The organism is Enterobacter cloacae, assembly GCF_011078175.1.
Classification (GTDB): Bacteria; Pseudomonadota; Gammaproteobacteria; order Enterobacterales; family Enterobacteriaceae; genus Enterobacter; species Enterobacter cloacae_Q.
This window is the reverse complement of record NZ_JAALCJ010000007.1, coordinates 49,583-72,841: the sequence shown is the minus strand read 5'-3', so window position 1 is coordinate 72,841 and position 23,259 is coordinate 49,583. Positions and strand designations below refer to the sequence as shown.

General features: G+C 57.1%; 23 protein-coding genes. 15 read left to right on the top strand and 8 right to left on the bottom strand.

The window, feature by feature from the left end:
* Position 1: 1 nt before the first annotated feature.
* The 3 genes from hemX to hemC are packed head-to-tail and all read right to left on the bottom strand — an operon-like array spanning position 2 to position 2,894.
* Entirely contained in the window at positions 2-1,195 is a 1,194-nt protein-coding gene (gene hemX, locus G6Q29_RS15875) for a uroporphyrinogen-III C-methyltransferase (RefSeq protein ID WP_165466372.1), read from the bottom strand.
* 20 nt (positions 1,196-1,215) lie between these two features.
* On the bottom strand, positions 1,216-1,956 hold the full coding sequence (hemD, locus tag G6Q29_RS15870) for a uroporphyrinogen-III synthase (RefSeq protein ID WP_165466371.1): 741 nt from the start codon (positions 1,954-1,956) through the stop codon (positions 1,216-1,218).
* Positions 1,953-2,894, bottom strand: a complete 942-nt coding sequence (gene hemC / locus G6Q29_RS15865; protein ID WP_165466370.1) for a hydroxymethylbilane synthase — start codon at positions 2,892-2,894, stop codon at positions 1,953-1,955. The genes hemD and hemC overlap by 4 nt, the downstream gene beginning before the upstream one ends.
* A 350-nt stretch (positions 2,895-3,244) precedes the next feature.
* Between hemC and cyaA the strand changes: the two genes are divergently transcribed.
* Positions 3,245-5,788 carry a class I adenylate cyclase gene (gene cyaA / locus G6Q29_RS15860; protein ID WP_165466369.1) on the top strand — a complete coding sequence of 848 codons (2,544 nt, stop codon included), beginning with the start codon at positions 3,245-3,247 and terminating at the stop codon, positions 5,786-5,788.
* Between the two features lie 91 nt (positions 5,789-5,879).
* On the opposite strand, the gene cyaY is transcribed toward cyaA, so the two are convergent.
* Complete coding sequence (gene cyaY / locus G6Q29_RS15855) at positions 5,880-6,200, bottom strand: iron donor protein CyaY (protein WP_165466368.1); 321 nt, start codon at positions 6,198-6,200, stop codon at positions 5,880-5,882.
* Positions 6,201-6,335: 135 nt separating this feature from the next.
* Between cyaY and lptM the strand changes: the two genes are divergently transcribed.
* The 8 genes from lptM to corA all read left to right on the top strand — a co-directional run bounded on the left by lptM (position 6,336) and on the right by corA (position 13,267).
* Positions 6,336-6,539 (top strand): LPS translocon maturation chaperone LptM, encoded by a 204-nt coding sequence (lptM, locus tag G6Q29_RS15850; RefSeq protein ID WP_165466367.1) that lies wholly within the window; start codon positions 6,336-6,338, stop codon positions 6,537-6,539.
* A 35-nt stretch (positions 6,540-6,574) separates the two neighbouring features.
* Entirely contained in the window at positions 6,575-7,399 is an 825-nt protein-coding gene (gene dapF / locus G6Q29_RS15845; protein WP_022646661.1) for a diaminopimelate epimerase, read from the top strand.
* On the top strand, positions 7,396-8,103 hold the full coding sequence (locus tag G6Q29_RS15840) for a DUF484 domain-containing protein (protein WP_165466366.1): 708 nt from the start codon (positions 7,396-7,398) through the stop codon (positions 8,101-8,103). The genes dapF and G6Q29_RS15840 overlap by 4 nt, the downstream gene beginning before the upstream one ends.
* A complete protein-coding gene (gene xerC, locus G6Q29_RS15835) occupies positions 8,100-9,002 on the top strand; it encodes a tyrosine recombinase XerC (RefSeq protein ID WP_165466365.1) in 903 nt (300 codons plus the stop codon). The genes G6Q29_RS15840 and xerC overlap by 4 nt, the downstream gene beginning before the upstream one ends.
* On the top strand, positions 9,002-9,718 hold the full coding sequence (yigB, locus tag G6Q29_RS15830; RefSeq protein ID WP_165466364.1) for a 5-amino-6-(5-phospho-D-ribitylamino)uracil phosphatase YigB: 717 nt from the start codon (positions 9,002-9,004) through the stop codon (positions 9,716-9,718). The genes xerC and yigB overlap by 1 nt, the downstream gene beginning before the upstream one ends.
* 79 nt (positions 9,719-9,797) lie before the next feature.
* Positions 9,798-11,960, top strand: coding sequence for a DNA helicase II (gene uvrD, locus G6Q29_RS15825; protein ID WP_165466499.1), 2,163 nt, complete (start codon positions 9,798-9,800; stop codon positions 11,958-11,960).
* Positions 11,961-12,109: 149 nt separating this feature from the next.
* Positions 12,110-12,166, top strand: coding sequence for a YsgD/CorL family protein (gene ysgD, locus G6Q29_RS21750; RefSeq protein ID WP_212743980.1), 57 nt, complete (start codon positions 12,110-12,112; stop codon positions 12,164-12,166).
* A gap of 150 nt (positions 12,167-12,316) precedes the next feature.
* Positions 12,317-13,267, top strand: a complete 951-nt coding sequence (gene corA / locus G6Q29_RS15820; RefSeq protein WP_032608220.1) for a magnesium/cobalt transporter CorA — start codon at positions 12,317-12,319, stop codon at positions 13,265-13,267.
* Between the two features lie 516 nt (positions 13,268-13,783).
* Here the strand turns inward: corA and rarD are convergent.
* A complete protein-coding gene (rarD, locus tag G6Q29_RS15815) occupies positions 13,784-14,680 on the bottom strand; it encodes an EamA family transporter RarD (protein ID WP_165466363.1) in 897 nt (298 codons plus the stop codon).
* A gap of 51 nt (positions 14,681-14,731) precedes the next feature.
* Positions 14,732-15,199, bottom strand: coding sequence for an acyl-CoA thioesterase YigI (gene yigI, locus G6Q29_RS15810; RefSeq protein WP_165466362.1), 468 nt, complete (start codon positions 15,197-15,199; stop codon positions 14,732-14,734).
* A 160-nt stretch (positions 15,200-15,359) separates the two neighbouring features.
* Between yigI and pldA the strand changes: the two genes are divergently transcribed.
* The 3 genes from pldA (at position 15,360) to rhtC (ending at position 18,831) form a co-directional block, all read left to right on the top strand.
* Positions 15,360-16,229, top strand: a complete 870-nt coding sequence (gene pldA / locus G6Q29_RS15805; protein WP_039272915.1) for a phospholipase A — start codon at positions 15,360-15,362, stop codon at positions 16,227-16,229.
* A gap of 90 nt (positions 16,230-16,319) precedes the next feature.
* Positions 16,320-18,149 carry an ATP-dependent DNA helicase RecQ gene (gene recQ / locus G6Q29_RS15800; protein WP_165466361.1) on the top strand — a complete coding sequence of 610 codons (1,830 nt, stop codon included), beginning with the start codon at positions 16,320-16,322 and terminating at the stop codon, positions 18,147-18,149.
* 61 nt (positions 18,150-18,210) lie between these two features.
* Positions 18,211-18,831 (top strand): threonine export protein RhtC, encoded by a 621-nt coding sequence (gene rhtC / locus G6Q29_RS15795; RefSeq protein WP_165466360.1) that lies wholly within the window; start codon positions 18,211-18,213, stop codon positions 18,829-18,831.
* Here the strand turns inward: rhtC and rhtB are convergent.
* Complete coding sequence (rhtB, locus tag G6Q29_RS15790) at positions 18,828-19,448, bottom strand: homoserine/homoserine lactone efflux protein (protein WP_165466359.1); 621 nt, start codon at positions 19,446-19,448, stop codon at positions 18,828-18,830. The genes rhtC and rhtB overlap by 4 nt on opposite strands.
* A gap of 111 nt (positions 19,449-19,559) precedes the next feature.
* Here rhtB and pldB point away from each other — a divergent pair, with 111 nt between their 5' ends.
* The 3 genes from pldB to G6Q29_RS15775 all read left to right on the top strand — a co-directional run bounded on the left by pldB (position 19,560) and on the right by G6Q29_RS15775 (position 22,366).
* Positions 19,560-20,552 (top strand): lysophospholipase L2, encoded by a 993-nt coding sequence (gene pldB / locus G6Q29_RS15785; protein ID WP_015570002.1) that lies wholly within the window; start codon positions 19,560-19,562, stop codon positions 20,550-20,552.
* Positions 20,553-20,583: 31 nt separating this feature from the next.
* On the top strand, positions 20,584-21,384 hold the full coding sequence (gene yigL / locus G6Q29_RS15780; protein ID WP_165466358.1) for a sugar/pyridoxal phosphate phosphatase YigL: 801 nt from the start codon (positions 20,584-20,586) through the stop codon (positions 21,382-21,384).
* Positions 21,385-21,466: 82 nt separating this feature from the next.
* Complete coding sequence (locus G6Q29_RS15775; RefSeq protein WP_165466357.1) at positions 21,467-22,366, top strand: carboxylate/amino acid/amine transporter; 900 nt, start codon at positions 21,467-21,469, stop codon at positions 22,364-22,366.
* Here the strand turns inward: G6Q29_RS15775 and metR are convergent.
* Positions 22,254-23,207: an HTH-type transcriptional regulator MetR gene (metR, locus tag G6Q29_RS15770; protein WP_165466356.1), complete on the bottom strand. Its 954-nt coding sequence runs from the start codon at positions 23,205-23,207 to the stop codon at positions 22,254-22,256. The genes G6Q29_RS15775 and metR overlap by 113 nt on opposite strands.
* Between the last annotated feature and the right edge of the window lie 52 nt (positions 23,208-23,259).

Sequence of the window (23,259 nt, the reverse complement as noted above, 5' to 3'; positions counted from 1 at the left end):
ATTACTCTCCTTGCGGCGCGCTTTCAGGCGCCGGCGCGGCGGCAGGTGCTTCAGCCGGACGCTCTGCCGGAACGCCCGGCTGGGCCAGCAGGTTACGCACGCGCGTCTGCATGATTTTCTCCAGAATCGGCTGGCTTTCCAGTTTGTCCGGCACGTTCATGGTGATGTTTTGCTGGCTCAGCTTGTCGATATCTTCAAGGAACGCGGTCGTGGTTGCATCATTGGTATCGTAGTAAGCACGTACCCAGGTTGAAACGTTATCCAGCGCCTGTTTGTAGGTCTCTTCCTGGTGACGCGGTACGGCCTGAGCAGCCACCAGCAGGCGGGAACGAATATTTTCACGCAGATAGACGTCCTGGTTAGGTGCCAGCAGGGGCACGGCAGTTTCATCGCGGCGGCGGATGGTAATGAAGCTGTCCATAAAGTTCTGCCAGCTCTTTTGCAGGTTGATACGCCATTCGCTCAGAGAGCTGGACAACTCGGTGCCGTCGGAATCCATCGGGGAGTCATCGTCGTTGTTATCGGCCAGCTGAAGGTTATCAATCTGGTTGGAGAGCTGATTCACTTTAAGGATGATACCGTCGTAATCGACCTGAGAAACCGCAGACAGGCTGGCGATATCTTCCGTAATAGCGCGACGTGCATTGATCAGGCTAGGATCGTTCATGTCAGCCAGACTTGCGTCGGCGCTTTTAAGCAGTGCGGCCGCGGTGGTGACATCCTGGTCGCTCCAGAGCTTGCGCCCGGCCAGTTTCACCAGAAAATCGGCCTGTGAGAGCAGCCAGGTTTTAGCATCGGTCCCCGAAATCGTGGCGACTTTCTCCTGCACTTCGCTCAGCTGTTTGATCAACTCTTCACGTTTGCTGTTCGCGTCGGCGAGGGCGGCGGCCTGCTGTTTAATCACGCCTTCCAGCTCAGCTTTTTGCGTCTCCTGCGCTTTCTGTAGGGCTGTGATTTGGTTAACCAATGCGTCGCTGGTGGCCGTCTGGTTGGTGCCTTGTTTCTTCACCAGTCCGTAAAGGCCCACGCCTGCGGCCAGCGCAATCGCGATGGCAATCACGCTCAGCGTGAGGCTGGTTTTGTTGCTGCCGTTTTTCTTCTCAACGGTTTTGTCTGTCGTCTCTGGCTGTGACGTGGTGTCTACAGTCTCCCTGGTCTCTTCAACCACGGCGGAGGATTTATCGTGTTCCGTCATTATGGCTTCCCATTTGAGAGTTATTGTAATGCGCGCAGCAGCGCATCGTTGTCGGCGTTATCAGCGATCCTAATATCCTGCCAGCCCAGTTCCCGGGCGTGGTTCGCCAGACGCTCGCTGACGACCAGAAGCCGACAGCGGAGTAACCAGTTTTCGCGATACCAGAGCGGTATCAGCGACCAAAGCTGTTGTAACATTTCACCGCTGGTGACCACCAGCGTATTAATGCCGCGCGCGTGCCAGCGCATTGCCTCTTCCGCGCCATCGTAGTGTTTCGCACAGCGCTGATAGCACTCCACAAACGTCACGTCAGCGCCGCGTTCCCGCAGCGTTTCGCCCAGCAGTTCGCGGCCACCGTTGCCGCGCAAAATGAGCGCACGCTTTCCGGCAATGGTTTGTAATTCAGGTAATTGTAGCAAGACTTCGCTGATTTCCCGATCTAACGGGTAACGAACATCGATTCCGCTCGCGGTATGTAAGGCCAGCGCAGTGGTGCGCCCGATGGCGAAATAGCGGGGGGCGTGAGGCCAGTTAACGCCGTGTTGTTGCAGCTGCGCATGGGCAAACTCCACGGCATGCTGCGACAGCGCAAAGAGCAGATCGCCTTCCTGCAAGACACGCATCTGGTCAGCGAGCGTATGCAGCTCGCGGCCGGGGGAGAATTCAATCAGTGGAAAACTCCAGGCCACCTGCCCCAGTGCGCGCAGACGGCTCACTAACTGCTCTCCTGCGGGAGAAGGGCGGGTGACAAGTATGCTCATGCAGGGGGCTCTCCGTTATAGACCTCAGCCAGAATTTCACGCGCGCCGTTATTCAGCAGCTCTTCCGCCAGCGATACGCCAAGCGCCTCGGCATCTTGCGGCTTGCCGCGACGTTCACCACGCACCATCTTCGAGCCGTCCGGCGCGCCAACCAGCGCGCGCAGCCACAGCTCATCGCCCGTTAATTCAGCATAGCTGCCAATTGGCACCTGACAGCCTCCTTCGAGGCGAGTATTCATCGCGCGCTCGGCTTTTACGCGAATGGCGGTATCGTCATGATTCAGCGGCGCGAGCAGTGCCTGGGTGCGCGCATCATCCAGACGACACTCAATGCCGACGGCACCCTGACCGACGGCGGGCAGCGACTGCTCCGGCGGCAATGCCACGCGAATGCGTTCTTCCAGCCCAAGCCGTTTCAGGCCCGCAACCGCAAGAATAATGGCATCGTAATCACCATTATCCAACTTGCCAAGGCGTGTACCGACGTTCCCGCGCAGCGAACGAATCACCAGATCCGGGCGACGTTCAGCCAGTTGACACTGGCGGCGTAAACTGGACGTGCCGACCACGCTGCCTGCCGGCAACGCATCGAGCGAGTCATAGCGATTAGAGACAAACGCATCGCGCGGATCCTCGCGCTCGCAAATGGTCACCAGCCCCAGCCCTTCCGGGAACTCAACAGGCACATCCTTCATCGAATGCACGGCGATATCGGCGCGGTTCTCAAGCAATGCCAGTTCCAGCTCTTTGACAAACAGACCTTTCCCGCCCACTTTAGCCAGCGGCGTATCAAGAATGACATCGCCACGCGTGACCATGGGCACCAGCTCAACGCGTAAGCCGGTGTGGCAGGCTTCCAGGCGCTGCTTAACATAATGTGCCTGCCAGAGCGCAAGAGGACTTTGGCGTGTGGCAATTCTCAAAACATTGTCTAACATGCTTGTTACCGTCATTATCAATCGCTGACCATCCTAACATTGTTGACACTCGGATGGCAGTTTTACGGTTGATGAAGAGTGGGAGGGACAGGGCGGCGTACTCGTCAGCCATCGCCGTATTCAGGAATTTACACGTTCAGAACGGTGCTACACTTGTATGTAGCGCATCTTTCTTTACGGTCAACCGGCAAGGTGTTAAATTGATCACGTTTTAGACCATTTTTTCGTCTGTACCACCAGAAAAGCAAAAGGCGAAAAAGGGTAACGGTTATTTTTTGAAATACTGCGGGTCCGCTGCTTTTTTGTATTCTGACTGGCGTGCGACACCCGGAAACATCAGGCGATACGTCTTGTACCTCTATATTGAGACTCTGAAACAGAGACTGGATGCCATTAATCAATTGCGTGTCGATCGCGCGCTTGCTGCCATGGGCCCTGCTTTCCAGCAGGTATACAGTCTACTGCCGACATTGTTGCACTATCACCATCCGCTAATGCCGGGTTACCTCGATGGTAACGTTCCCCAGGGCATTTGCCTCTTCACGCCTGATGAAACCCAACAGCATTACCTGACTGAACTTGAGCTCTACCGTGGTATGCCGCCGCAGGTCTCGCCTAAAGGCGAGCTGCCGATTACCGGGGTTTACTCGATGGGGAGCACCTCATCGGTTGGGCAGAGCTGTTCTTCTGACCTGGATATCTGGGTCTGCCATCAGTCCTGGCTCGATAATGAAGAACGCCAGCTGTTGCAGCGTAAATGCAGCCTGCTGGAGAGCTGGGCGGCATCGCTTGGCGTGGAAGTGAGTTTCTTCCTGATTGATGAAAACCGTTTCCGCCATAACGAAAGCGGCAGTCTGGGTGGTGAAGACTGTGGCTCGACTCAGCACATTCTGTTGCTGGATGAGTTTTACCGAACTGCCGTTCGCCTGGCCGGGAAGCGTATTCTGTGGAATATGGTGCCGTGCGATGAAGAAGAGAATTATGACGACTACGTCATGTCGCTTTACTCGCAGGGCGTTCTGACGCCAAACGAGTGGCTGGATCTGGGCGGCCTGAGCTCCCTGTCCGCCGAAGAGTACTTTGGCGCAAGCCTCTGGCAGCTGTACAAGAGCATTGATTCCCCGTACAAAGCGGTGCTGAAAACCCTGCTGCTGGAAGCCTACTCCTGGGAATACCCCACGCCGCGCCTGCTGGCAAAAGATATTAAACAGCGTCTGCATGACGGGGAGATCGTCTCCTACGGGCTTGATGCCTACTGCATGATGCTGGAACGCGTTACCGAATACCTGACAGCCATTGAGGACGCCACGCGTCTTGACCTGGTGCGTCGATGTTTCTATCTCAAAGTCTGTGAAAAACTGAGCCGCGAACGCGCCTGCGTGGGCTGGCGTCGTGAAGTGGTCAGCCAGTTAGTCAAAGAGTGGGGATGGGACGAAGAACGTCTCGCCATGCTCGACAACCGCGCCAACTGGAAGATCGATCAGGTGCGTGAGGCGCACAACGAACTGCTTGATGCGATGATGCAGAGCTACCGTAATCTGATCCGCTTTGCGCGTCGTAACAACCTCAGCGTTTCTGCCAGCCCACAGGACATCGGGGTGCTGACCCGTAAGCTGTACGCCGCCTTTGAAGCATTGCCGGGCAAGGTTACGCTGGTTAACCCACAGATTTCACCTGACCTGTCTGAACCGAATCTGACCTTTATCTATGTACCGCCGGGACGCGCGAACCGTACCGGGTGGTATCTGTATAACCGTGCGCCAAGCATGGACTCAATCATCAGCCATCAGCCGCTGGAATATAACCGCTATCTGAACAAGCTGGTGGCCTGGGCCTGGTTTAACGGCCTTCTCACCTCACGCACCCGGTTATTTATCAAAGGCAACGAGGTGGTCGATTTAGCCAAATTGCAGGAGATGGTAGCGGATGTTTCGCACCACTTCCCGCTGCGTCTGCCTGCGCCGACGCCAAAAGCGCTCTACAGCCCGTGTGAGATTCGCCATCTGGCGATCATCGTCAACCTGGAATACGATCCGACGGCGGCCTTCCGCAATCAGGTGGTCCATTTTGACTTCCGTAAGCTGGACGTCTTTAGTTTCGGCGAGCAGCAAAACTGCCTGGTGGGCAGCGTGGATCTGCTGTACCGCAACTCGTGGAACGAGGTGCGTACCCTGCACTTTAACGGCGAGCAGGCGATGATCGAGGCGCTGAAAACGATCCTCGGCAAGATGCACCAGGACGCTGCGCCACCGGACAGCGTGGAGGTGTTCTGCTACAGCCAGCACCTGCGCGGCCTGATTCGTACCCGCGTGCAGCAGCTGGTCTCCGAGTGCATCGAACTGCGTCTCTCCAGTACCCGTCAGGAAACCGGGCGCTTTAAAGCGCTGCGCGTCTCCGGCCAGACCTGGGGGCTGTTCTTTGAGCGCCTGAACGTGTCGGTACAGAAGCTGGAAAACGCCATTGAATTCTACGGCGCGATTTCACACAACAAACTGCATGGCCTGTCCGTTCAGGTGGAAACCAACCACGTCAAACTGCCGCAGGTGGTGGATGGCTTTGCGAGTGAAGGGATTATTCAATTCTTCTTCGAAGAGTCGGGCGATAACGCCGGGTTTAACATCTACATTCTGGATGAGACCAACCGCGCCGAGGTCTATCACCATTGTGAAGGCAGCAAAGAGGAGCTGGTGCGTGACGTCAGCCGCTTCTATTCATCCTCGCACGATCGCTTTACCTACGGCTCAAGCTTTATTAACTTCAACCTGCCGCAGTTCTACCAGATTGTGAACGTGGATGGGCGAGCGCAGGTGATCCCGTTCCGTACGCAGGCAATTACCCCTGCGGCGCCTGCTAACCAGGATACTGCGCCGCTGTTGCAGCAGTATTTCTCCTGATTTCGTGAGCCCGGTGGCGGCTACGCCTTACCGGGCCTACAACAGCCCGAACCCGTAGGCCGGGTAAGCGCAGCGCCACCCGGCAACAAAACTACCTGAAACTGACGGTCTCACCCGCCTGCGCCGTTGCCGCCTGCTCCAGCAGATCCCAGAACGTTTCGCCGCTGCGATCGCAGACCCACTCGTCACCTTTCAGATCAAAGTGATAACCGCCCTGTTTCGCCGCCAGCCAGACCTGGTGAAGCGGCTCCTGGCGGTTAATAATAATCTTACTGCCGTTTTCGAAGCTTAAGGTCAGTATCCCGCCGTTGATTTCACAATCGATATCGCTGTCGCCGTCCCAGTCGTCGATACGCTCTTCGATGGTCATCCACAGGGTATCGGCAAGGCGATGAAATTCACTGTCGTTCATGGTTTTATTCCTGTTTTTCGTGATGGCGGCAGTATAACGCTAAATAATTCCCGTTGCAGGAAAGCGGCAAACTCTTGCTTTTGTGTCTTCTCCTGCGATGATAGAAACAGATTTGAACTTACGGGCAACCTCTACATGAAAAACGTCTTTCGAACGCTTGCCGTTCTTGTCACTCTGTTTAGCCTGACCGGCTGTGGGCTGAAGGGACCACTGTACTTCCCGCCAGAGGATAAAAGCGCACCACCGCCGACAAAACCGGTGCAAAGTGGTATCGAGTCATCTACGCCGGATACCAACGATCGCGGCAATAACGGCGGCCCGACTCAGGTCAATCTCTGACAATTACGTTCTGTACCCGCGCAATGGAGCAAATGATGCAGTTCTCTAAAATGCATGGCCTTGGCAACGACTTTATGGTCGTCGACGCGGTAACGCAGAATGTCTTTTTCTCCCCGGAGCTGATCCGTCGACTGGCGGATCGACACGTGGGCGTGGGGTTTGACCAGCTGCTGGTGGTGGAGCCGCCTTACGATCCTGACCTGGACTTTCACTATCGCATTTTTAACGCCGACGGCAGCGAAGTTTCCCAGTGCGGCAACGGCGCGCGCTGTTTTGCCCGCTTTGTTCGGCTGAAAGGGCTGACCAACAAGCGCGATATCCGCGTCAGCACCGCCAATGGCCGGATGGTGCTCAGCGTCACCGACGACGAACTGGTGCGCGTGAACATGGGCGAGCCGAACTTCGAACCCTCTGCCGTGCCGTTTCGCGCCAACAAAGCGGAAAAGACCTATATTATGCGTGCCGCCGAGCAGACAGTATTGTGCGGCGTCGTCTCGATGGGTAACCCGCACTGCGTGATTCAGGTGGATGATGTGCAAACCGCGGCGGTTGAAACACTCGGCCCGGTGCTGGAAAGCCACGAGCGCTTCCCGGAGCGGGCGAACATCGGCTTTATGCAGGTGGTGAAGCGTGAACACATTCGCCTGCGGGTTTACGAGCGCGGCGCGGGCGAAACCCAGGCCTGTGGAAGCGGTGCCTGCGCGGCGGTGGCCGTCGGCATTTCGCAGGGGCTACTGGCAGAAGAGGTTCGCGTGGAATTACCAGGCGGACGTCTTGATATCGCCTGGAAAGGAGCGGGTCATCCACTGTACATGACTGGCCCGGCGACACATGTTTATGACGGGTTTATCCATCTATGAAGCAACCAGGGGAAGAACTGCGGGAAGCCGTAACGGAGCTGGACGACAGCGCTGTTGTGGATTACCTGCTGCACAATCCTGAGTTTTTTATTCGCAATGCACGCGTCGTCGAACGGATGCGCGTGCCGCATCCGGTTCGTGAGACCGTGTCGCTGGTTGAATGGCACATGGCGCGCTCGCGCAACCACATCAATCAGCTCGAAGAGAACATGACGCTGCTGATGGAGCAGGCCAGCAATAACGAAAGCTTGTTCTACCGTCTACTGCACCTCCAGGCGCGTCTGGCTTCCGCACACAGTCTCGAAGAGTTTCTCAACCGCTTCCACCGCTGGGCGCGCGAGCTAGGACTGGCGGGGGCAACGATCCGTCTGTTCCCTGACCGCTGGCGCATTGGCGCACCGTCCGGTTTTACCCATCTGGCGCTCAGCCGTCAGGCGTTTGAGCCGCTGCGCATTCAGCGTCTGGGCCATGAGCACCACTATCTGGGGCCGCTTAACGGGCCAGAACTCCTGGTGGTGCTGCCGGAAGCCAAAGCGATCGGCTCGGTGGCAATGTCGCTGATGGGGCGCGAGGGTGACCTGGGGGTGATATTATTTACCAGCCGCGACGTGCATCATTACGAACAAGGGCAGGGCACGCAACTGTTGCAGGAGATCGCCCTGATGCTGCCTGAGCTGCTGGAGCGCTGGATTGAGCGCGTATGACGGACGGACTGCTCGCCACTGACGTCAACCGCTTTCTGCGCTATCTGGGCGTAGAACGCCAGCTCAGCCCCATCACGCTGCTCAACTATCAGCGTCAGCTTGAGGCCATCATGCAGATCGCCGATGAAATCGGCCTGAAAAGCTGGCAACACTGTGACGCTGCCACGGTACGCGGGTTCGTCGTGCGTAGCCGTAAAAAAAATCTTAGCCCGGCGAGCCTGGCGCTCCGGCTTTCTGCCCTGCGCAGTTTTTTCGACTGGCTGGTCAGCCAGGGTAACCTGAAAGCCAACCCGGCAAAAGGTATCGCCACGCCGAAAGCCCCGCGTCATCTGCCGAAAAATATCGACGTCGACGACGTAAACCGCCTGCTGGATATCGATCTCAACGATCCGCTCGCCGTGCGCGACCGCGCGATGCTGGAAGTGATGTACGGTGCCGGGTTGCGTCTGTCTGAACTGGTCAATCTCGACGTAAAGCATCTCGACCTGGAAACAGGAGAAGTGTGGGTGATGGGCAAAGGCAGCAAAGAGCGCCGCCTGCCGATTGGCCGCAACGCGGTCTCCTGGATTGAGCACTGGCTGGATCTTCGCGGGCTGTTTAGCACCGACGAAGAGGCGCTGTTTCTGTCGAAGCTTGGCAAGCGGATCTCGGCGCGCAACGTGCAGAAGCGCTTTGCGGAGTGGGGCATTAAGCAGGGGCTGAACAGCCACGTTCATCCGCACAAGCTGCGCCACTCCTTTGCGACGCACATGCTGGAATCAAGCGGCGACCTGCGCGGCGTACAGGAGCTGCTTGGTCACGCCAATTTGTCGACCACCCAAATCTATACCCACTTAGACTTCCAACACCTTGCCTCGGTGTACGACGCGGCGCATCCACGCGCCAAACGGGGGAAATAATGCGTTTTTACCGCCCACTTGGTCAGATCTCAGCCCTGACGTTTGACCTTGATGACACCCTTTATGACAACCGCCCAGTGATCCTGCGTACCGAGCAGGAGTCGCTGGCGTTTGTGCAGAACTACCATCCTGCGCTAAAGACGATGCAGAATAAAGACTTCCAGACGCTGCGTCAGTCCCTGCGGGAAACCGAGCCGGACATTTATCATGACGTGACCGAATGGCGCCGCCGTGCGGTTGAGCAGGCGATGCTTAATGCTGGCCTAAGCCCGCAGGATGCGGCCACCGGAGCTGAAGCGGCCATGGAAAACTTCGCCAAATGGCGCAGCCGGATCGACGTACCGCAGGAGACTCACGACACGCTGGCGAAGCTCGCCGAAAAGTGGCCGCTGGTGGCCATCACCAACGGCAACGCTCAGCCTGAACTGTTTGGTCTGGGGAACTATTTTCAGTTCGTGTTGCGCGCGGGTCCGCACGGACGCTCGAAGCCGTTCAACGATATGTATCATCTGGCAGCGGAAAAACTGGATTTGCCGCTCGGTGAGATCCTGCACGTGGGCGATGACCTGACCACGGACGTCGCCGGGGCGATCCGCTGCGGCATGCAGGCCTGCTGGGTCAAGCCGGAAAACGCCGATCTGATGATTACCCCGGACAGCCGTCTTCTGCCGCACGTGGAAATTTCACGGTTGGCATCCCTCACGACGCTGATATAATCATCAATTGTTCTGTATAAATTAACAGGGTTTTGGCGAATGGAAACATTTGCCTGCCCGACATGACGTGACGGTGCCAATGGACGTTTCTTACCTGCTCGACAGCCTTAATGATAAACAGCGTGACGCGGTTGCCGCCTCGCGTACAAACCTGCTGGTACTGGCTGGAGCGGGCAGTGGTAAGACGCGCGTGCTGGTTCACCGCATCGCCTGGCTACAGAGCGTGGAGAACTGCTCGCCGTACTCAATTATGGCCGTGACGTTCACCAACAAGGCGGCGGCAGAGATGCGCCACCGTATCGCACAGCTGATGGGCACCAGCCAGGGCGGCATGTGGGTTGGCACCTTCCACGGCCTGGCGCACCGTCTGCTGCGCGCGCACCATATGGACGCTAACCTGCCGCAGGACTTCCAGATCCTTGACAGCGAAGATCAGCTTCGCCTGCTGAAACGCCTGATCAAGGCGATGAACCTTGATGAGAAGCAGTGGCCGCCGCGTCAGGCGATGTGGTATATCAACGGTCAGAAAGACGAAGGGCTGCGCCCGCATCATATCCAGAGCTTCGGTAATCCGGTCGAGCAGACCTGGCAGAACGTCTACAAGGCCTATCAGGAAGCGTGCGATCGCGCCGGTCTGGTGGATTTCGCCGAGCTGCTGCTGCGCGCCCACGAGCTGTGGCTGAACAAACCGCATATCCTTCAACACTACCGTGAACGCTTCACCAACATCCTGGTGGACGAATTCCAGGATACCAACAATATCCAGTACGCGTGGATCCGCCTGCTGGCCGGGGATACCGGCAAGGTGATGATCGTCGGCGATGACGACCAGTCTATCTACGGCTGGCGCGGCGCGCAGGTGGAGAACATCCAGCGCTTCCTCAACGATTTCCCCGGCGCGCAAACCATCCGTCTGGAGCAGAACTACCGCTCAACCAGCAACATTCTGAGCGCGGCCAACGCCCTGATTGAGAACAACAACGGGCGTCTGGGTAAAAAGCTGTGGACCGACGGCATCGACGGCGAACCGATCTCTATCTACTGTGCGTTTAACGAACTCGACGAAGCGCGCTTCGTGGTGAATCGCATTAAAACCTGGCAGGAGAACGGCGGCGCGCTGGAGCAGTGTGCGATTCTCTATCGCAGCAACGCCCAGTCGCGCGTGCTGGAAGAGGCGCTGTTGCAGGTGAGCATGCCGTACCGCATTTATGGCGGTATGCGCTTCTTCGAGCGTCAGGAGATCAAAGATGCGCTCTCGTATCTGCGCCTGATTGCCAACCGTAACGACGACGCGGCGTTTGAGCGCGTGGTGAACACGCCGACGCGCGGCATCGGCGATCGTACGCTGGACGTGGTGCGTCAGGCCTCGCGCGATCGTCAGCTCACGTTGTGGCAGGCGTGCCGCGAGCTGTTACAGGAAAAAGCCCTCGCCGGGCGTGCCGCCAGCGCATTGCAGCGCTTCCTGGAGTTAATCGACGCGCTGGCGCAGGAAACGGCCGACATGCCGCTGCACGTCCAGACCGACCGGGTAATCAAAGATTCCGGCCTGCGCACCATGTACGAGCAGGAAAAAGGCGAGAAGGGCCAGACCCGTATTGAGAACTTAGAGGAACTGGTGACGGCAACGCGCCAGTTCAGCTACAACGAAGAAGACGAAGACCTGATGCCGTTGCAGGCATTCCTCTCTCACGCCGCGCTGGAGGCAGGTGAAGGGCAGGCCGATACCTGGCAGGATGCGGTTCAGCTGATGACGCTGCACTCCGCAAAAGGGCTGGAGTTCCCGCAGGTATTTATCGTCGGGATGGAAGAAGGGATGTTCCCGAGCCAGATGTCGCTGGATGAAGGCGGGCGTCTGGAAGAGGAGCGTCGTCTGGCTTACGTAGGCGTGACGCGTGCGATGCAGAAGCTGACCCTGACCTACGCGGAAACCCGCCGCCTGTACGGAAAAGAGGTATATCACCGTCCGTCGCGCTTTATCGGCGAGCTGCCGGAGGAGTGCGTGGAAGAAGTGCGCCTGCGCGCCAGCATCAGCCGTCCGGTCAGCCATCAGCGTATGGGCTCGCCGATCTCTGAAACCGACACCGGTTACAAGCTGGGCCAGCGCGTGCGCCACTCGAAGTTTGGCGAAGGCACCATCGTCAACCTGGAAGGCAGCGGCGAGCACAGCCGTTTGCAGGTGGCGTTCCAGGGGCAGGGGATCAAATGGCTGGTGGCAGCCTATGCCAAGCTGGAAAGTGTGTAACTTTCAGAAAAATATCACTATTTTGTAATAATCTGCTAGCCTTATACGTTGAAGGTCAATTAATGCCCTTCAGCGTTCCGTTGCGTGTTGACGCCACTGTTACTGCTGGCGTAACATGCGCGCACGATTACGCTAAGAGGACATTCGCCTTGGACACACCCAGTAGATACTGGCTCAATTCCCTGTCATCCAGGAACAACTCCTAAGGCTATCTCCTCTTGCTGATGGCCTTAGTGGTTGTCAGCGACTGCATCATTCCCGTCGCGCTGAGTCAGGCTGTTTAATGGTCTGAAACCCAATTTGTTTCTGTGTGCCCACCGAACTGTCCGATATTTTTTGCATTGGGAGTCCCGGTCATGTTGAGCGCATTTCAACTCGAAAATAACCGACTGACTCGGCTTGAAGCCGAAGAGTCACAGCCCCTCATTGATGCCGTATGGGTGGATCTGGTCGAGCCGGACGACGATGAGCGCCTTCGCGTACAATCTGAACTGGGGCAAAGCCTGGCGACGCGCCCGGAACTGGAAGACATCGAAGCATCCGCCCGTTTTTTTGAAGACGAAGACGGCCTGCACATTCACTCCTTCTTCTTTTTCGAAGATGCCGAAGACCACGCGGGGAACTCCACCGTGGCGTTTACCATCCGTGATGGCCGCCTGTTCACCCTGCGCGAGCGCGAACTGCCTGCGTTTCGTCTCTACCGTATGCGCGCCCGCAGCCAGGCGATGATGGACGGCAACGCCTATGAGCTGCTGCTGGATCTGTTCGAAACCAAAATCGAACAGCTGGCGGATGAAATCGAAAACATCTACAGCGACCTGGAAAAGCTGAGCCGCGTGATCATGGAAGGCCATCAGGGCGATGAGTACGACGAAGCGTTGTCCACGCTGGCTGAGCTGGAAGATATCGGCTGGAAGGTGCGTTTGTGTCTGATGGATACCCAGCGCGCGCTGAACTTCCTGGTGCGCAAGGCGCGTCTGCCGGGCGGTCAGCTGGAGCAGGCGCGTGAGATCTTACGCGATATCGAATCCCTGCTGCCGCACAACGAATCCCTGTTCCAGAAGGTTAACTTCCTGATGCAGGCGGCGATGGGCTTTATCAACATCGAGCAGAACCGCATTATCAAGATCTTCTCGGTGGTATCCGTGGTGTTCCTGCCGCCGACGCTGGTAGCGTCGAGCTACGGGATGAACTTCGAGTTTATGCCGGAGCTGAAGTGGAGCTTTGGCTACCCGGGGGCGATTATCTTTATGATCCTCGCCGGGCTGGCGCCGTATCTGTATTTTAAACGCCGGAACTGGCTGTAAAAATCTGGCGGGTGGCGCTGCGCTTACCCGCCCTACGATCGAATTCCCTCTCCCTGTGGGAGAGGGTTCCCCACAAAATAATGCCTGCACAGACGGCCCCCTCTCCCTTGAGGGAGAGGGCTGGGGTGAGGGGGAACATACGGCTCTGGTGGTCATTCCGTTCACTTTATGTTCCTTGCTACTCTGTCACGACATGACCGGTGAACGTGCCAGGGTGGCTCAGTCGCCACCACCCTGGCGACCCGGGCTTCCGGCGGAAAATCGCCGCTTCGCGGTGCCTTCGGCTTATTCCTTCCGGCTTATCGGGGACGGGCGGAGGTAACATCCCTGTAAAGCCCGCCCTCTCGGCGCATCCCTGCGCCTCGCCCCGGCCTACAGGAAACGCCTCAGCGATTTACAGCCGGACCGAGGCATCGCTGAAAGCCCTCAGTTATTCTGAGGCAACGTTATCGCTTTTGCTTTCAAATTACTGGGGAACCCTCTCCCCTGTGGGAGAGGGTTAGGGTGAGGGCAACATCACAGCCCTTTGCGCGCCCTGCGCTGGGTATAAATCGCATCCGCAACAAAGATGGCCAGTGCCACCCAGATAAAGGCGAAGGTCACCATCTTATCCGCACCCGGCACCTCACCGTAAAACACCACCGCCAGCAGGAACATCAGCGTCGGGCCAATGTACTGGAAGAAGCCCAGCGTGGAGAGACGCAGACGCGTTGCCGCGCCGGTGAAGCACAGCAGGGGGATCGTCGTCACCACGCCCGCGGCCATCAGCATCAGGTTCAGCGACCATGGGTTGCTGCCCATGTGGCTGGTAGCGCTGTCGGCAATGCCAAACAGGTAGATCGCAGCAACCGGCAGCAGCCACAGGGTTTCAAACAGCATTCCGGTCTGCGCTTCCACGGCGATTTTCTTACGCACCAGACCGTAAAACGCAAAGCTGAACGCCAGGCCGAGGGCGATAACCGGCAGTGAGCCGAAGGTCCACAGCTGTACCAGCACGCCGCAGAAGGCCAGAATCACCGCCACCCACTGCATCCTGCGAAAGCGCTCGCCGAGGAAAATCATTCCCAGCAAAATATTGACCAGCGGGTTAATAAAGTAGCCCAGGCTGGCTTCGAGCATGTGATGGTTATTCACCGCCCAGATAAACAACAGCCAGTTTCCGCCAATCAGCACCGCAGAGAGGGCGAGCAGGAAGACCTTCTTCGGGGTTTTCAGCAGCGTTTTGACGCCTGACCACTGACGGCTGATGCTCATCAGCGCAATCATGAAGAAAAACGACCAGATGACGCGGTGAGTGAGGATCTCGTCCGCCGGGACATAGGCGATAAGCTTGAAGTACGCCGGTGCGATACCCCAAATAAAATAAGCGGCAAGGGCGAGTAAAACGCCCTGCCGCGTCTGTTTAGCATCCATCGGGAAAATCCGTTACAAAAAAGTGAAGTAATTTTACCCGAATTTGCCGTCTCAACCCACCATATAAGTGGCGGTTGCGCTGGCGATATAAACCTGCTCCTCGTTATGCAGCTCAACGCGGGCGACGGCCACTTTATTCCCGGCGCGCAGCAGGCTGCTGGTGCAGGTAAAGCGGTTTCCTCGTCCCGGGCGCAGGTAGTCGACGCGTAAATCGATGGTGCCCATGCGCGACAGGCGCTGGCGTAACTCATCTTCGTTGATGGTGTCGTGGCGCGTCAGCGTACTGCCCACGCACACCAGACCGGCCGCCACGTCCAGCGCGGAGGCAATTACCCCGCCGTGCAAAATGCTTTGCGCCCAGTTACCGACCATCATTGGCTGATTCTTGAAACTCAGCTGAGCGAAGTCTTTTTCGTATCGCTCCAGCTCAAGACCCAGTGCACGGTTGAACGGCATGTGGTACACAAAAATCTCGCCCACGAGCTTTAAGGTTTCTTCGGCGGTGAGTGTGGCTGACATCTGACGTGGCATCCTTGTTGTTAACAAAATGTTGATTTTATGCTTCAGGATAAAGGAATGCCACTTTAAGAAACGAGGAAGCGGAAGTTATCGCAGAAGTCTGTAGAATGCCCGGACAAAACTATTCATTAAATGTCACCATTTCAGGAGAACACCACCGATGCGGACGTATCTGGGTTGGTTACTGGCGGCGGTTGCGCTGCCCCTCACAGCATATGCGCAGGAAGCGACGATCAAAGAGGTGCATGATAAACCTGCCGTTAAGGGCAGCATCATCGCCAATATGCTTCAGGAGCATGACAATCCGTTCACGTTGTACCCGTATGACACAAACTACGTGATTTACACCCAGACCAGCGATCTCAACAAAGAGGCGATAAGCTCCTATAACTGGTCTGATAATGCGCGTAAGGATGAGGTGAAGTTCCAGCTCAGCCTCGCCTTCCCGTTCTGGCGCGGCATCCTGGGGCCGAACTCGGTACTTGGCGCGTCTTACACGCAGAAGTCATGGTGGCAGCTCTCCAACAGCGGAGAATCTTCACCGTTTCGCGAAACCAACTATGAACCGCAGCTGTTCCTCGGCTTCGCCACCGATTATGAGTTTGCTGGCTGGACGCTGCGAGACGTGGAGGTGGGCTATAACCACGATTCCAACGGTCGTTCCGACCCCACCTCACGCAGCTGGAACCGCGTCTATACGCGTCTGATGGCGCAGAATGGCAATTTCATGGTGGAAGTGAAGCCGTGGTACGTGGTGGGCAGCACCGATGACAACCCGGATATCACCAAATACATGGGCTACTATCAGCTTAAAGTGGGCTATCAGCTGGGTGACGCGGTGCTGAGCGCCAAAGGCCAGTACAACTGGAATACCGGCTACGGCGGCGCAGAGCTGGGCCTGAGCTACCCGGTGACGAAACACGTTCGTCTCTATACTCAGGTGTATAGCGGGTATGGCGAATCGCTGATCGACTATAACTTTAACCAGACCCGCGTGGGTGTGGGCGTTATGCTGAACGATATTTTCTAAGCTGCTCGAATGTTTTTGCGTTAAACGTTGAAGTTTCTCTCTCAGGCGCTGAAAATAGCGCCTGTTTCATTTCTGGCATATGGGGTTAACGTGGCGCAGGCGGAAGTATTGAATCAGGAGTCGCTGGCTAAACAGGTTTTGCATGAAACCTTTGGCTACCAGCAGTTCCGCCCCGGCCAGGAAACCATCATTGAAACCGTGCTGGAAGGCCGCGATTGCCTGGTGGTCATGCCGACCGGCGGCGGGAAATCCCTCTGTTATCAGGTGCCCGCGCTGGTGCTTAACGGCCTGACGGTCGTGGTATCACCCCTTATTTCGTTGATGAAAGACCAGGTCGACCAGCTGCTTGCCAACGGCGTGGCGGCGGCCTGTTTGAACTCGACGCAGTCCCGCGAGCAGCAGCAAGCGGTGATGGCCGGGTGCCGCACCGGGCAGATCCGCCTGCTGTATATCGCCCCCGAGCGTCTGATGCTGGATAACTTCCTCGATCACCTGGCGCACTGGAATCCGGTTCTGCTGGCGGTGGATGAAGCGCACTGTATCTCCCAGTGGGGGCACGATTTCCGTCCGGAATATGCCGCTCTTGGCCAGCTTCGTCAGCGCTTTCCCGAGTTGCCGTTTATGGCACTTACCGCCACGGCGGACGACACCACGCGTCTGGACATCGTTCGCCTGCTGGGGCTGAACGACCCGTATATTCAGGTCAGCAGCTTCGATCGCCCGAACATCCGCTATATGCTGATGGAAAAGTTCAAGCCGCTGGATCAGCTCTTACGCTACGTGCAGGAGCAGCGCGGAAAGTCCGGCATCATCTACTGCAACAGCCGCGCGAAGGTGGAAGACACCGCCGCGCGTCTTCAAAACCGCGGCTTTAGCGCCGCCGCCTATCACGCCGGGCTGGATAACTCTCTCCGCGCCGACGTGCAGGAGAAATTTCAGCGCGATGACCTGCAAATCGTGGTCGCAACGGTGGCGTTCGGAATGGGGATCAACAAACCCAACGTCCGCTTTGTGGTGCATTTCGACATCCCGCGCAATATCGAATCCTACTATCAGGAAACCGGCCGTGCAGGGCGTGATGGCCTGCCTGCGGAAGCGATGCTGTTTTACGATCCGGCGGATATGGCGTGGCTGCGCCGCTGCCTGGAAGAGAAACCGCAGGGGCAGTTGCAGGACATTGAGCGCCACAAGCTCAACGCCATGGGTGCCTTCGCCGAAGCGCAAACGTGCCGTCGCCTGGTGCTGCTCAACTACTTTGGTGAAGGGCGGCAGGAGCCGTGCGGCAACTGTGATATCTGCCTTGACCCGCCGAAGCAGTACGACGGCCTGATGGACGCGCGTAAAGCGCTCTCAACAATCTATCGCGTCAATCAGCGCTTTGGGATGGGCTACGTCGTCGAAGTGCTGCGCGGGGCTAACAACCAGCGTATCCGCGATATGGGTCACGACAAGCTGCCGGTTTATGGCATCGGGAAAGACCAGAGCCACGAGCACTGGGTGAGTATCATCCGCCAGCTGATCCATCTCGGCTTTGCCACGCAAAATATTGCTCAACACTCTGCGCTTCAGCTTACCGAGGCGGCGCGACCCGTCCTGCGTGGTGAGGTTGAGCTGAAGCTCGCCGTTCCGCGCGTCGTCGCCCTGAAGCCGCGCGTAATGCAAAAATCCTACGGCGGTAACTACGATCGCAAGCTGTTCGCCAAGCTGCGCAAGCTGCGTAAAGCCATTGCGGATGAAGAGAACATCCCGCCGTACGTGGTGTTCAACGACGCGACGCTGATCGAGATGGCCGAGCAAATGCCGCTTAGCGCCAGCGAGATGCTCAGCGTCAACGGCGTCGGCACGCGCAAGCTGGAGCGCTTTGGTAAAGAGTTTATGGCGCTTATTCGCTCTCACGCCGATGGTGATGACGAGGAGTAGTCAGCCGGGCAAAAAAGTGCCAGGATGGTGACTCACTACATTATTTCCCCGCGAGTTAATTATGTTAATGCTATTTCTCACCGTGGCATTAGTGCACATCGTTGCGCTGATGAGCCCTGGCCCTGATTTTTTCTTCGTGTCACAAACGGCCGTTAGTCGCTCCCGCAAAGAGGCGATGATGGGCGTTCTCGGTATTACCATGGGCGTCATGGTCTGGGCGGCGGTTGCGCTGCTCGGTCTGAACCTGATCCTGGCGAAAATGGCGTGGCTGCATAACATCATCATGGTCGGCGGCGGTTTGTACCTGTGCTGGATGGGCTATCAGATGCTGCGCGGGGCGCTGAAAAAAGAAGAGAAAAAGGCGGAAGAGCCAAAGGTTGAGCTGGCAACGGGCGGTCGCAGCTTTGTGAAAGGGCTGCTGACCAACCTGGCGAACCCGAAAGCGATTATCTATTTCGGCTCCGTGTTCTCGCTGTTTGTGGGCGATAGCGTCGGCGCAGGTGCGCGCTGGGGGATCTTCCTGCTGATCGTCGTTGAGACATTCGCCTGGTTTACCGTTGTGGCAAGCCTGTTTGCCTTACCGGCGATGCGTCGCGGCTACCAGCGCATCGCGAAATGGATCGACGGCTTTGCCGGCGCGTTGTTCGCTGGCTTCGGCATTCATCTCATCATTTCTCGCTAGGCATGACGCGCTGACGCAAGCAGCGCGCCAACCAGCATAAACAGCGAACCAAAGATTTTATTCAGGGCCTTCATCTGCTTAGGCCCTTTGATCCACGCCGCAATTCGCTGCGCCAGCGTCGCGTAACCAATCATCACAATGATATCGACAATAATGGTGGTCGCGCCGAGCACCGCGTACTGCATCACCTGTGGCTGATGCGGCACGATAAACTGGGGGAACAGGGCGGCGAGGAACACAATGCTTTTCGGGTTGGTCAGGTTAACGAACACCGCGCGCTTAAACAGGTGGCCGCGCGTTTGCGTCCGGGAGAGCGTATGCAGGTCAATCGAGCCTGCGGCGCGCCACTGCTGAATACCCAGCCAGATAAGATACGCCGCACCGGCCCATTTCAGCACCTCAAAGGCCAGCACCGAACGGGAGAACAGCGTGCCCAGACCAATCCCCACCAGCACAATATGAATGCCAAGCCCGGTCTGTAAACCGGCGATTGACGCCGCTGCGCCGCGATAGCCGTGGTTAATGGAGGTGGTCATGGTGTTAATAGCTCCCGAACCAGGCGAAAGGCTGAGGATGATGGATGTCAGCAGGTAAGCGAACCACCACTCGAAGGTCATTTGAAACTCCCGGATCGTCTGTTTTTATGCCACAATACGCTATTGTTGAGTCATTTTGTGACCGGTGACGAAAAAAACGATATTCCCTGAATTACGGGGGGTGGAAACCCAATGTTTCAGCAGAAAAAGGACTGGGAAACACGAGAAAACGCATTTGCTGCTTTCTCCATGGGGCCGCTGACCGACTTCTGGCGCCAGCGTGAGGAAGATGAGTTTATGGGCGTCGGGGAAATCCCGGTACGCTTCGTTCGTTTCCGTGATGAAAAAAATGACCGGGTGATTGTGGTCTGCCCCGGGCGCATCGAAAGCTATATAAAATATGCTGAGCTGGCGTATGACCTGTTCCATCTGGGCTTTGATGTGTTAATTATCGACCATCGCGGGCAGGGGCTTTCTGGCCGGATGTTGCCGGATACCCATCGCGGTCACGTGGATAACTTCAGCGATTACGTCGACGATCTGGCCGCGTTTTGGCAGCAGGAAGTGCAGCCCGGACCCTGGCGTAAGCGGTATATCCTTGCCCACTCCATGGGGGGCGCGATCTCGACGTTGTTTTTGCAGCGCCATAAGCACCAGTGCGACGCCATTGCGCTGACCGCGCCGATGTACGGCATTGTGATACGTTTTCCTGACTGGATGGTGCGCCATCTGCTCGACTGGGCTGAGGGCCATCAGCGCATTCGAGAAGGCTATGCCATCGGCACAGGTCGCTGGCGGGCGTTGCCGTTTGCCATCAACGTGTTAACCCACAGCCGGCAGCGTTATCGCCGCAACCTGCGTTTTTATGCCGATGAACCGCGTCTGCGCGTCGGCGGCCCCACCTGGCACTGGGTGCGGGAAGGTATTCATGCCGGTGAGCAGGTACTGGCGGGCGTAGGCGATGATGACACGCCGACGCTCCTGATCCAGGCGGAAGAAGAGCGTGTGGTGGATAACCGCATGCATGACCGCTATTGTGAACTTCGCGCCGCTGCGGGCCATCCCTGTGAAGGAGGTAAACCGCTTGTCATCAACGGTGCGTACCATGAGATCCTTTTTGAAAAGGACGCTATGCGCTCAGTCGCGCTCAACGCCATTGTTGAATTTTTCAACAGGCATAACTGATTATTGTTTTCCACCAGAGGTTGAAATCCCTATGTACCAGGTTGTTGCATCTGATTTAGATGGCACGCTGCTTTCCCCCGATCACACCCTGTCGCCTTACGCGAAAGAGACCTTAAAACTCCTGACTGCCCGTGGCGTGAACTTTGTGTTTGCTACCGGCCGCCACCACGTGGACGTGGGGCAGATCCGCGATAATCTGGAGATCAAGTCGTACATGATCACCTCCAACGGTGCGCGCGTTCACGACACGGATGGCAACCTGATTTTTACCCACAATCTCGATCGCGACATCGCCACCGATTTGTTTGGCATTGTGCATAACAACCCGGAGATCGTCACTAACGTTTACCGCGACGACGAGTGGTTTATGAACCGTCATCGCCCGGACGAAATGCGTTTCTTCAAGGAAGCTGTCTTCAACTACTCCCTGTATGAGCCGGGTTTGTTGGATCCCGAAGGGATCAGCAAGGTGTTCTTTACCTGCGAAAGCCACGAAGCGCTGCTACCGCTGGAGCAGGCGATCAACGCCCGCTGGGGCGATCGCGTGAACGTGAGCTTCTCTACGCTGACCTGTCTGGAAGTGATGGCGGGGGGCGTCTCCAAAGGCCATGCGCTGGAAGCGGTAGCAAAACGGCTGGGCTTTGATCTGAAAGACTGTATCGCCTTTGGCGACGGCATGAACGACGCCGAGATGCTCTCCATGGCGGGTAAAGGCTGCATCATGCAAAACGCGCATCAGCGTCTGAAAGATCTGCACCCGGAACTGGAAGTGATTGGTTCCAACGCTGACAACGCGGTACCTAAGTATCTGCGCAAACTGTTCCTTGAATAATCTTCATTAGGTTGTTTATTGTTCAGATGTCAACTGAAGAGTCCGCTACAATGCCTGTCCTTCTTTCTGAGAGACAAGCATTGTGGCGCTACTCATTATCACCACTATCCTGTGGGCCTTCTCCTTTAGCCTGATTGGCGAGTACCTTGCTGGATCGGTCGACAGCTACTTTTCGGTACTGATGCGCGTAGGGCTGGCGGCGCTGGTGTTCCTGCCGTTTCTGCGTACGCGTGGTCAATCGCTGAAAACGATTGTGCTATACATGCTGGTAGGCGCGATGCAGCTCGGCATCATGTATCTGTTCAGCTTCCGGGCTTACGTCTACCTGTCCGTCTCGGAATTTCTGCTCTTTACCGTGCTGACGCCGCTCTACATCACGCTGATTTATGACTTGCTCAGCAGGCGCCGTTTGCGCTGGGGATACCTGCTGAGCGCTGCGCTGGCAGTCATTGGTGCGGCGATTATTCGCTATGACAAGGTAAGCGAACACTTCTGGACCGGATTGATGTTCGTCCAGCTTGCCAACATTAGTTTCGCCATCGGCATGGTGGGCTACAAACGCCTGATGGAAACCCGCCCAATGCCGCAGCATAATGCGTTTGCGTGGTTCTATATGGGCGCGGCGATTATCGCGGTATCGGCGTGGTTTCTGCTCGGTAACCCGCAAAAGCTGCCGACCACGTCGGTGCAGTGGGGCGTTCTGGTCTGGCTTGGCGTGGTGGCGTCCGGGCTGGGGTACTTCATGTGGAACTATGGCGCGACGCAGGTCGACGCCGGAACGCTCGGGATCATGAACAACGTGCATGTCCCGGCGGGGCTACTGGTTAACCTCGCCATCTGGCAGCAGCAGCCGCACTGGCCGAGCTTCCTTATTGGGGGTACGGTGATCCTGGCTTCACTGTGGGTCCATCGCCGCTGGGTCGCTCCGCGCTCCGCACAAACGGAAGATGGTCGCACGCGTGGTTCCGCGCTGAGCGAATAAACGCTTCTGTCACCGGCTGACGCTGCTCGCCATCGCGCACGGCAGCGTACAGACGGCTCCACAGTCCTTCACCCAGGGTTTTGGTCACCACCAGACCCTGGCGTTCAAAACTCTCCACCACCCAGTGCGGCAGCGCCGCGATGCCCATGTTGGCGGCCACCATCTGAATCAACAGCAGGGTATTATCCACGCTTTTCAGCTGTGGGCTAATGCCCGCCGGTTGCAGAAAGTGACGCCAGATATCCAGGCGACTGCGCTGAACCGGATAAATCAGCAGCGTCTCCGTTGCCAGGTCTTCCGGCGTGATGCGCGTTTTAGCCGCCAGCGGATGATCCGGCGCCAGCACCAGGCGCACTTCAAAATCAAACATCGGCGAATAGTGCAGGCCGCTGCGCGGCAGAATGTCGGAGGTCATCACCAGGTCCAGCTCACCCTGTTGCAGCGACGGCTGCGGGTCGAACGTGACGCCGGATTTAAAATCCATCTCCACCTGCGGCCACTTCTGGCGGAAGTTCTCAAGCGCAGGGGTTAGCCATTGAATGCAGCTGTGGCACTCAATGGCGATGCGCAGTTTTGTCTGCTGCGGCTCGTTACAGGACTGTAGCGCGCTGGCGATCTGCGGCAGGACCTGATTCGCCAGCTGAAGCAAAATTTCACCCTGCGGCGTAAAGCGCAGAGGTTGGCTCTTACGCACAAAAAGACGAAATCCGAGGCGTTGTTCCAGATCGCTGAACTGGTGAGAAAGGGCAGACTGGGTCTGGTGCAGCGTGGCCGCCGCCGCTGCGAGCGATCCGCAGTTCCGCAACGCTTGTAGCGTTTTCAGGTGTTTTATCTCGATCATGAAAGTCCTTCACTTCGCCATGAACATTTTGCGCTTGAGGAATATACAGTAC

What these genes read in the sequence shown, in the direction of transcription:
- hemX (WP_165466372.1), bottom strand. Translation starts at nt 1,195, where the DNA reads ATGACGGAACACGATAAATCCTCCGCCGTGGTTGAAGAGACCAGGGAG.
- hemD (WP_165466371.1), bottom strand. Translation starts at nt 1,956, where the DNA reads ATGAGCATACTTGTCACCCGCCCTTCTCCCGCAGGAGAGCAGTTAGTG.
- hemC (WP_165466370.1), bottom strand. Translation starts at nt 2,894, where the DNA reads ATGTTAGACAATGTTTTGAGAATTGCCACACGCCAAAGTCCTCTTGCG.
- cyaY (WP_165466368.1), bottom strand. Translation starts at nt 6,200, where the DNA reads ATGAACGACAGTGAATTTCATCGCCTTGCCGATACCCTGTGGATGACC.
- lptM (WP_165466367.1), top strand. Translation starts at nt 6,336, where the DNA reads ATGAAAAACGTCTTTCGAACGCTTGCCGTTCTTGTCACTCTGTTTAGC.
- dapF (WP_022646661.1), top strand. Translation starts at nt 6,575, where the DNA reads ATGCAGTTCTCTAAAATGCATGGCCTTGGCAACGACTTTATGGTCGTC.
- G6Q29_RS15840 (WP_165466366.1), top strand. Translation starts at nt 7,396, where the DNA reads ATGAAGCAACCAGGGGAAGAACTGCGGGAAGCCGTAACGGAGCTGGAC.
- xerC (WP_165466365.1), top strand. Translation starts at nt 8,100, where the DNA reads ATGACGGACGGACTGCTCGCCACTGACGTCAACCGCTTTCTGCGCTAT.
- yigB (WP_165466364.1), top strand. Translation starts at nt 9,002, where the DNA reads ATGCGTTTTTACCGCCCACTTGGTCAGATCTCAGCCCTGACGTTTGAC.
- uvrD (WP_165466499.1), top strand. Translation starts at nt 9,798, where the DNA reads ATGGACGTTTCTTACCTGCTCGACAGCCTTAATGATAAACAGCGTGAC.
- corA (WP_032608220.1), top strand. Translation starts at nt 12,317, where the DNA reads ATGTTGAGCGCATTTCAACTCGAAAATAACCGACTGACTCGGCTTGAA.
- rarD (WP_165466363.1), bottom strand. Translation starts at nt 14,680, where the DNA reads ATGGATGCTAAACAGACGCGGCAGGGCGTTTTACTCGCCCTTGCCGCT.
- yigI (WP_165466362.1), bottom strand. Translation starts at nt 15,199, where the DNA reads ATGTCAGCCACACTCACCGCCGAAGAAACCTTAAAGCTCGTGGGCGAG.
- pldA (WP_039272915.1), top strand. Translation starts at nt 15,360, where the DNA reads ATGCGGACGTATCTGGGTTGGTTACTGGCGGCGGTTGCGCTGCCCCTC.
- rhtC (WP_165466360.1), top strand. Translation starts at nt 18,211, where the DNA reads ATGTTAATGCTATTTCTCACCGTGGCATTAGTGCACATCGTTGCGCTG.
- rhtB (WP_165466359.1), bottom strand. Translation starts at nt 19,448, where the DNA reads ATGACCTTCGAGTGGTGGTTCGCTTACCTGCTGACATCCATCATCCTC.
- pldB (WP_015570002.1), top strand. Translation starts at nt 19,560, where the DNA reads ATGTTTCAGCAGAAAAAGGACTGGGAAACACGAGAAAACGCATTTGCT.
- yigL (WP_165466358.1), top strand. Translation starts at nt 20,584, where the DNA reads ATGTACCAGGTTGTTGCATCTGATTTAGATGGCACGCTGCTTTCCCCC.
- metR (WP_165466356.1), bottom strand. Translation starts at nt 23,207, where the DNA reads ATGATCGAGATAAAACACCTGAAAACGCTACAAGCGTTGCGGAACTGC.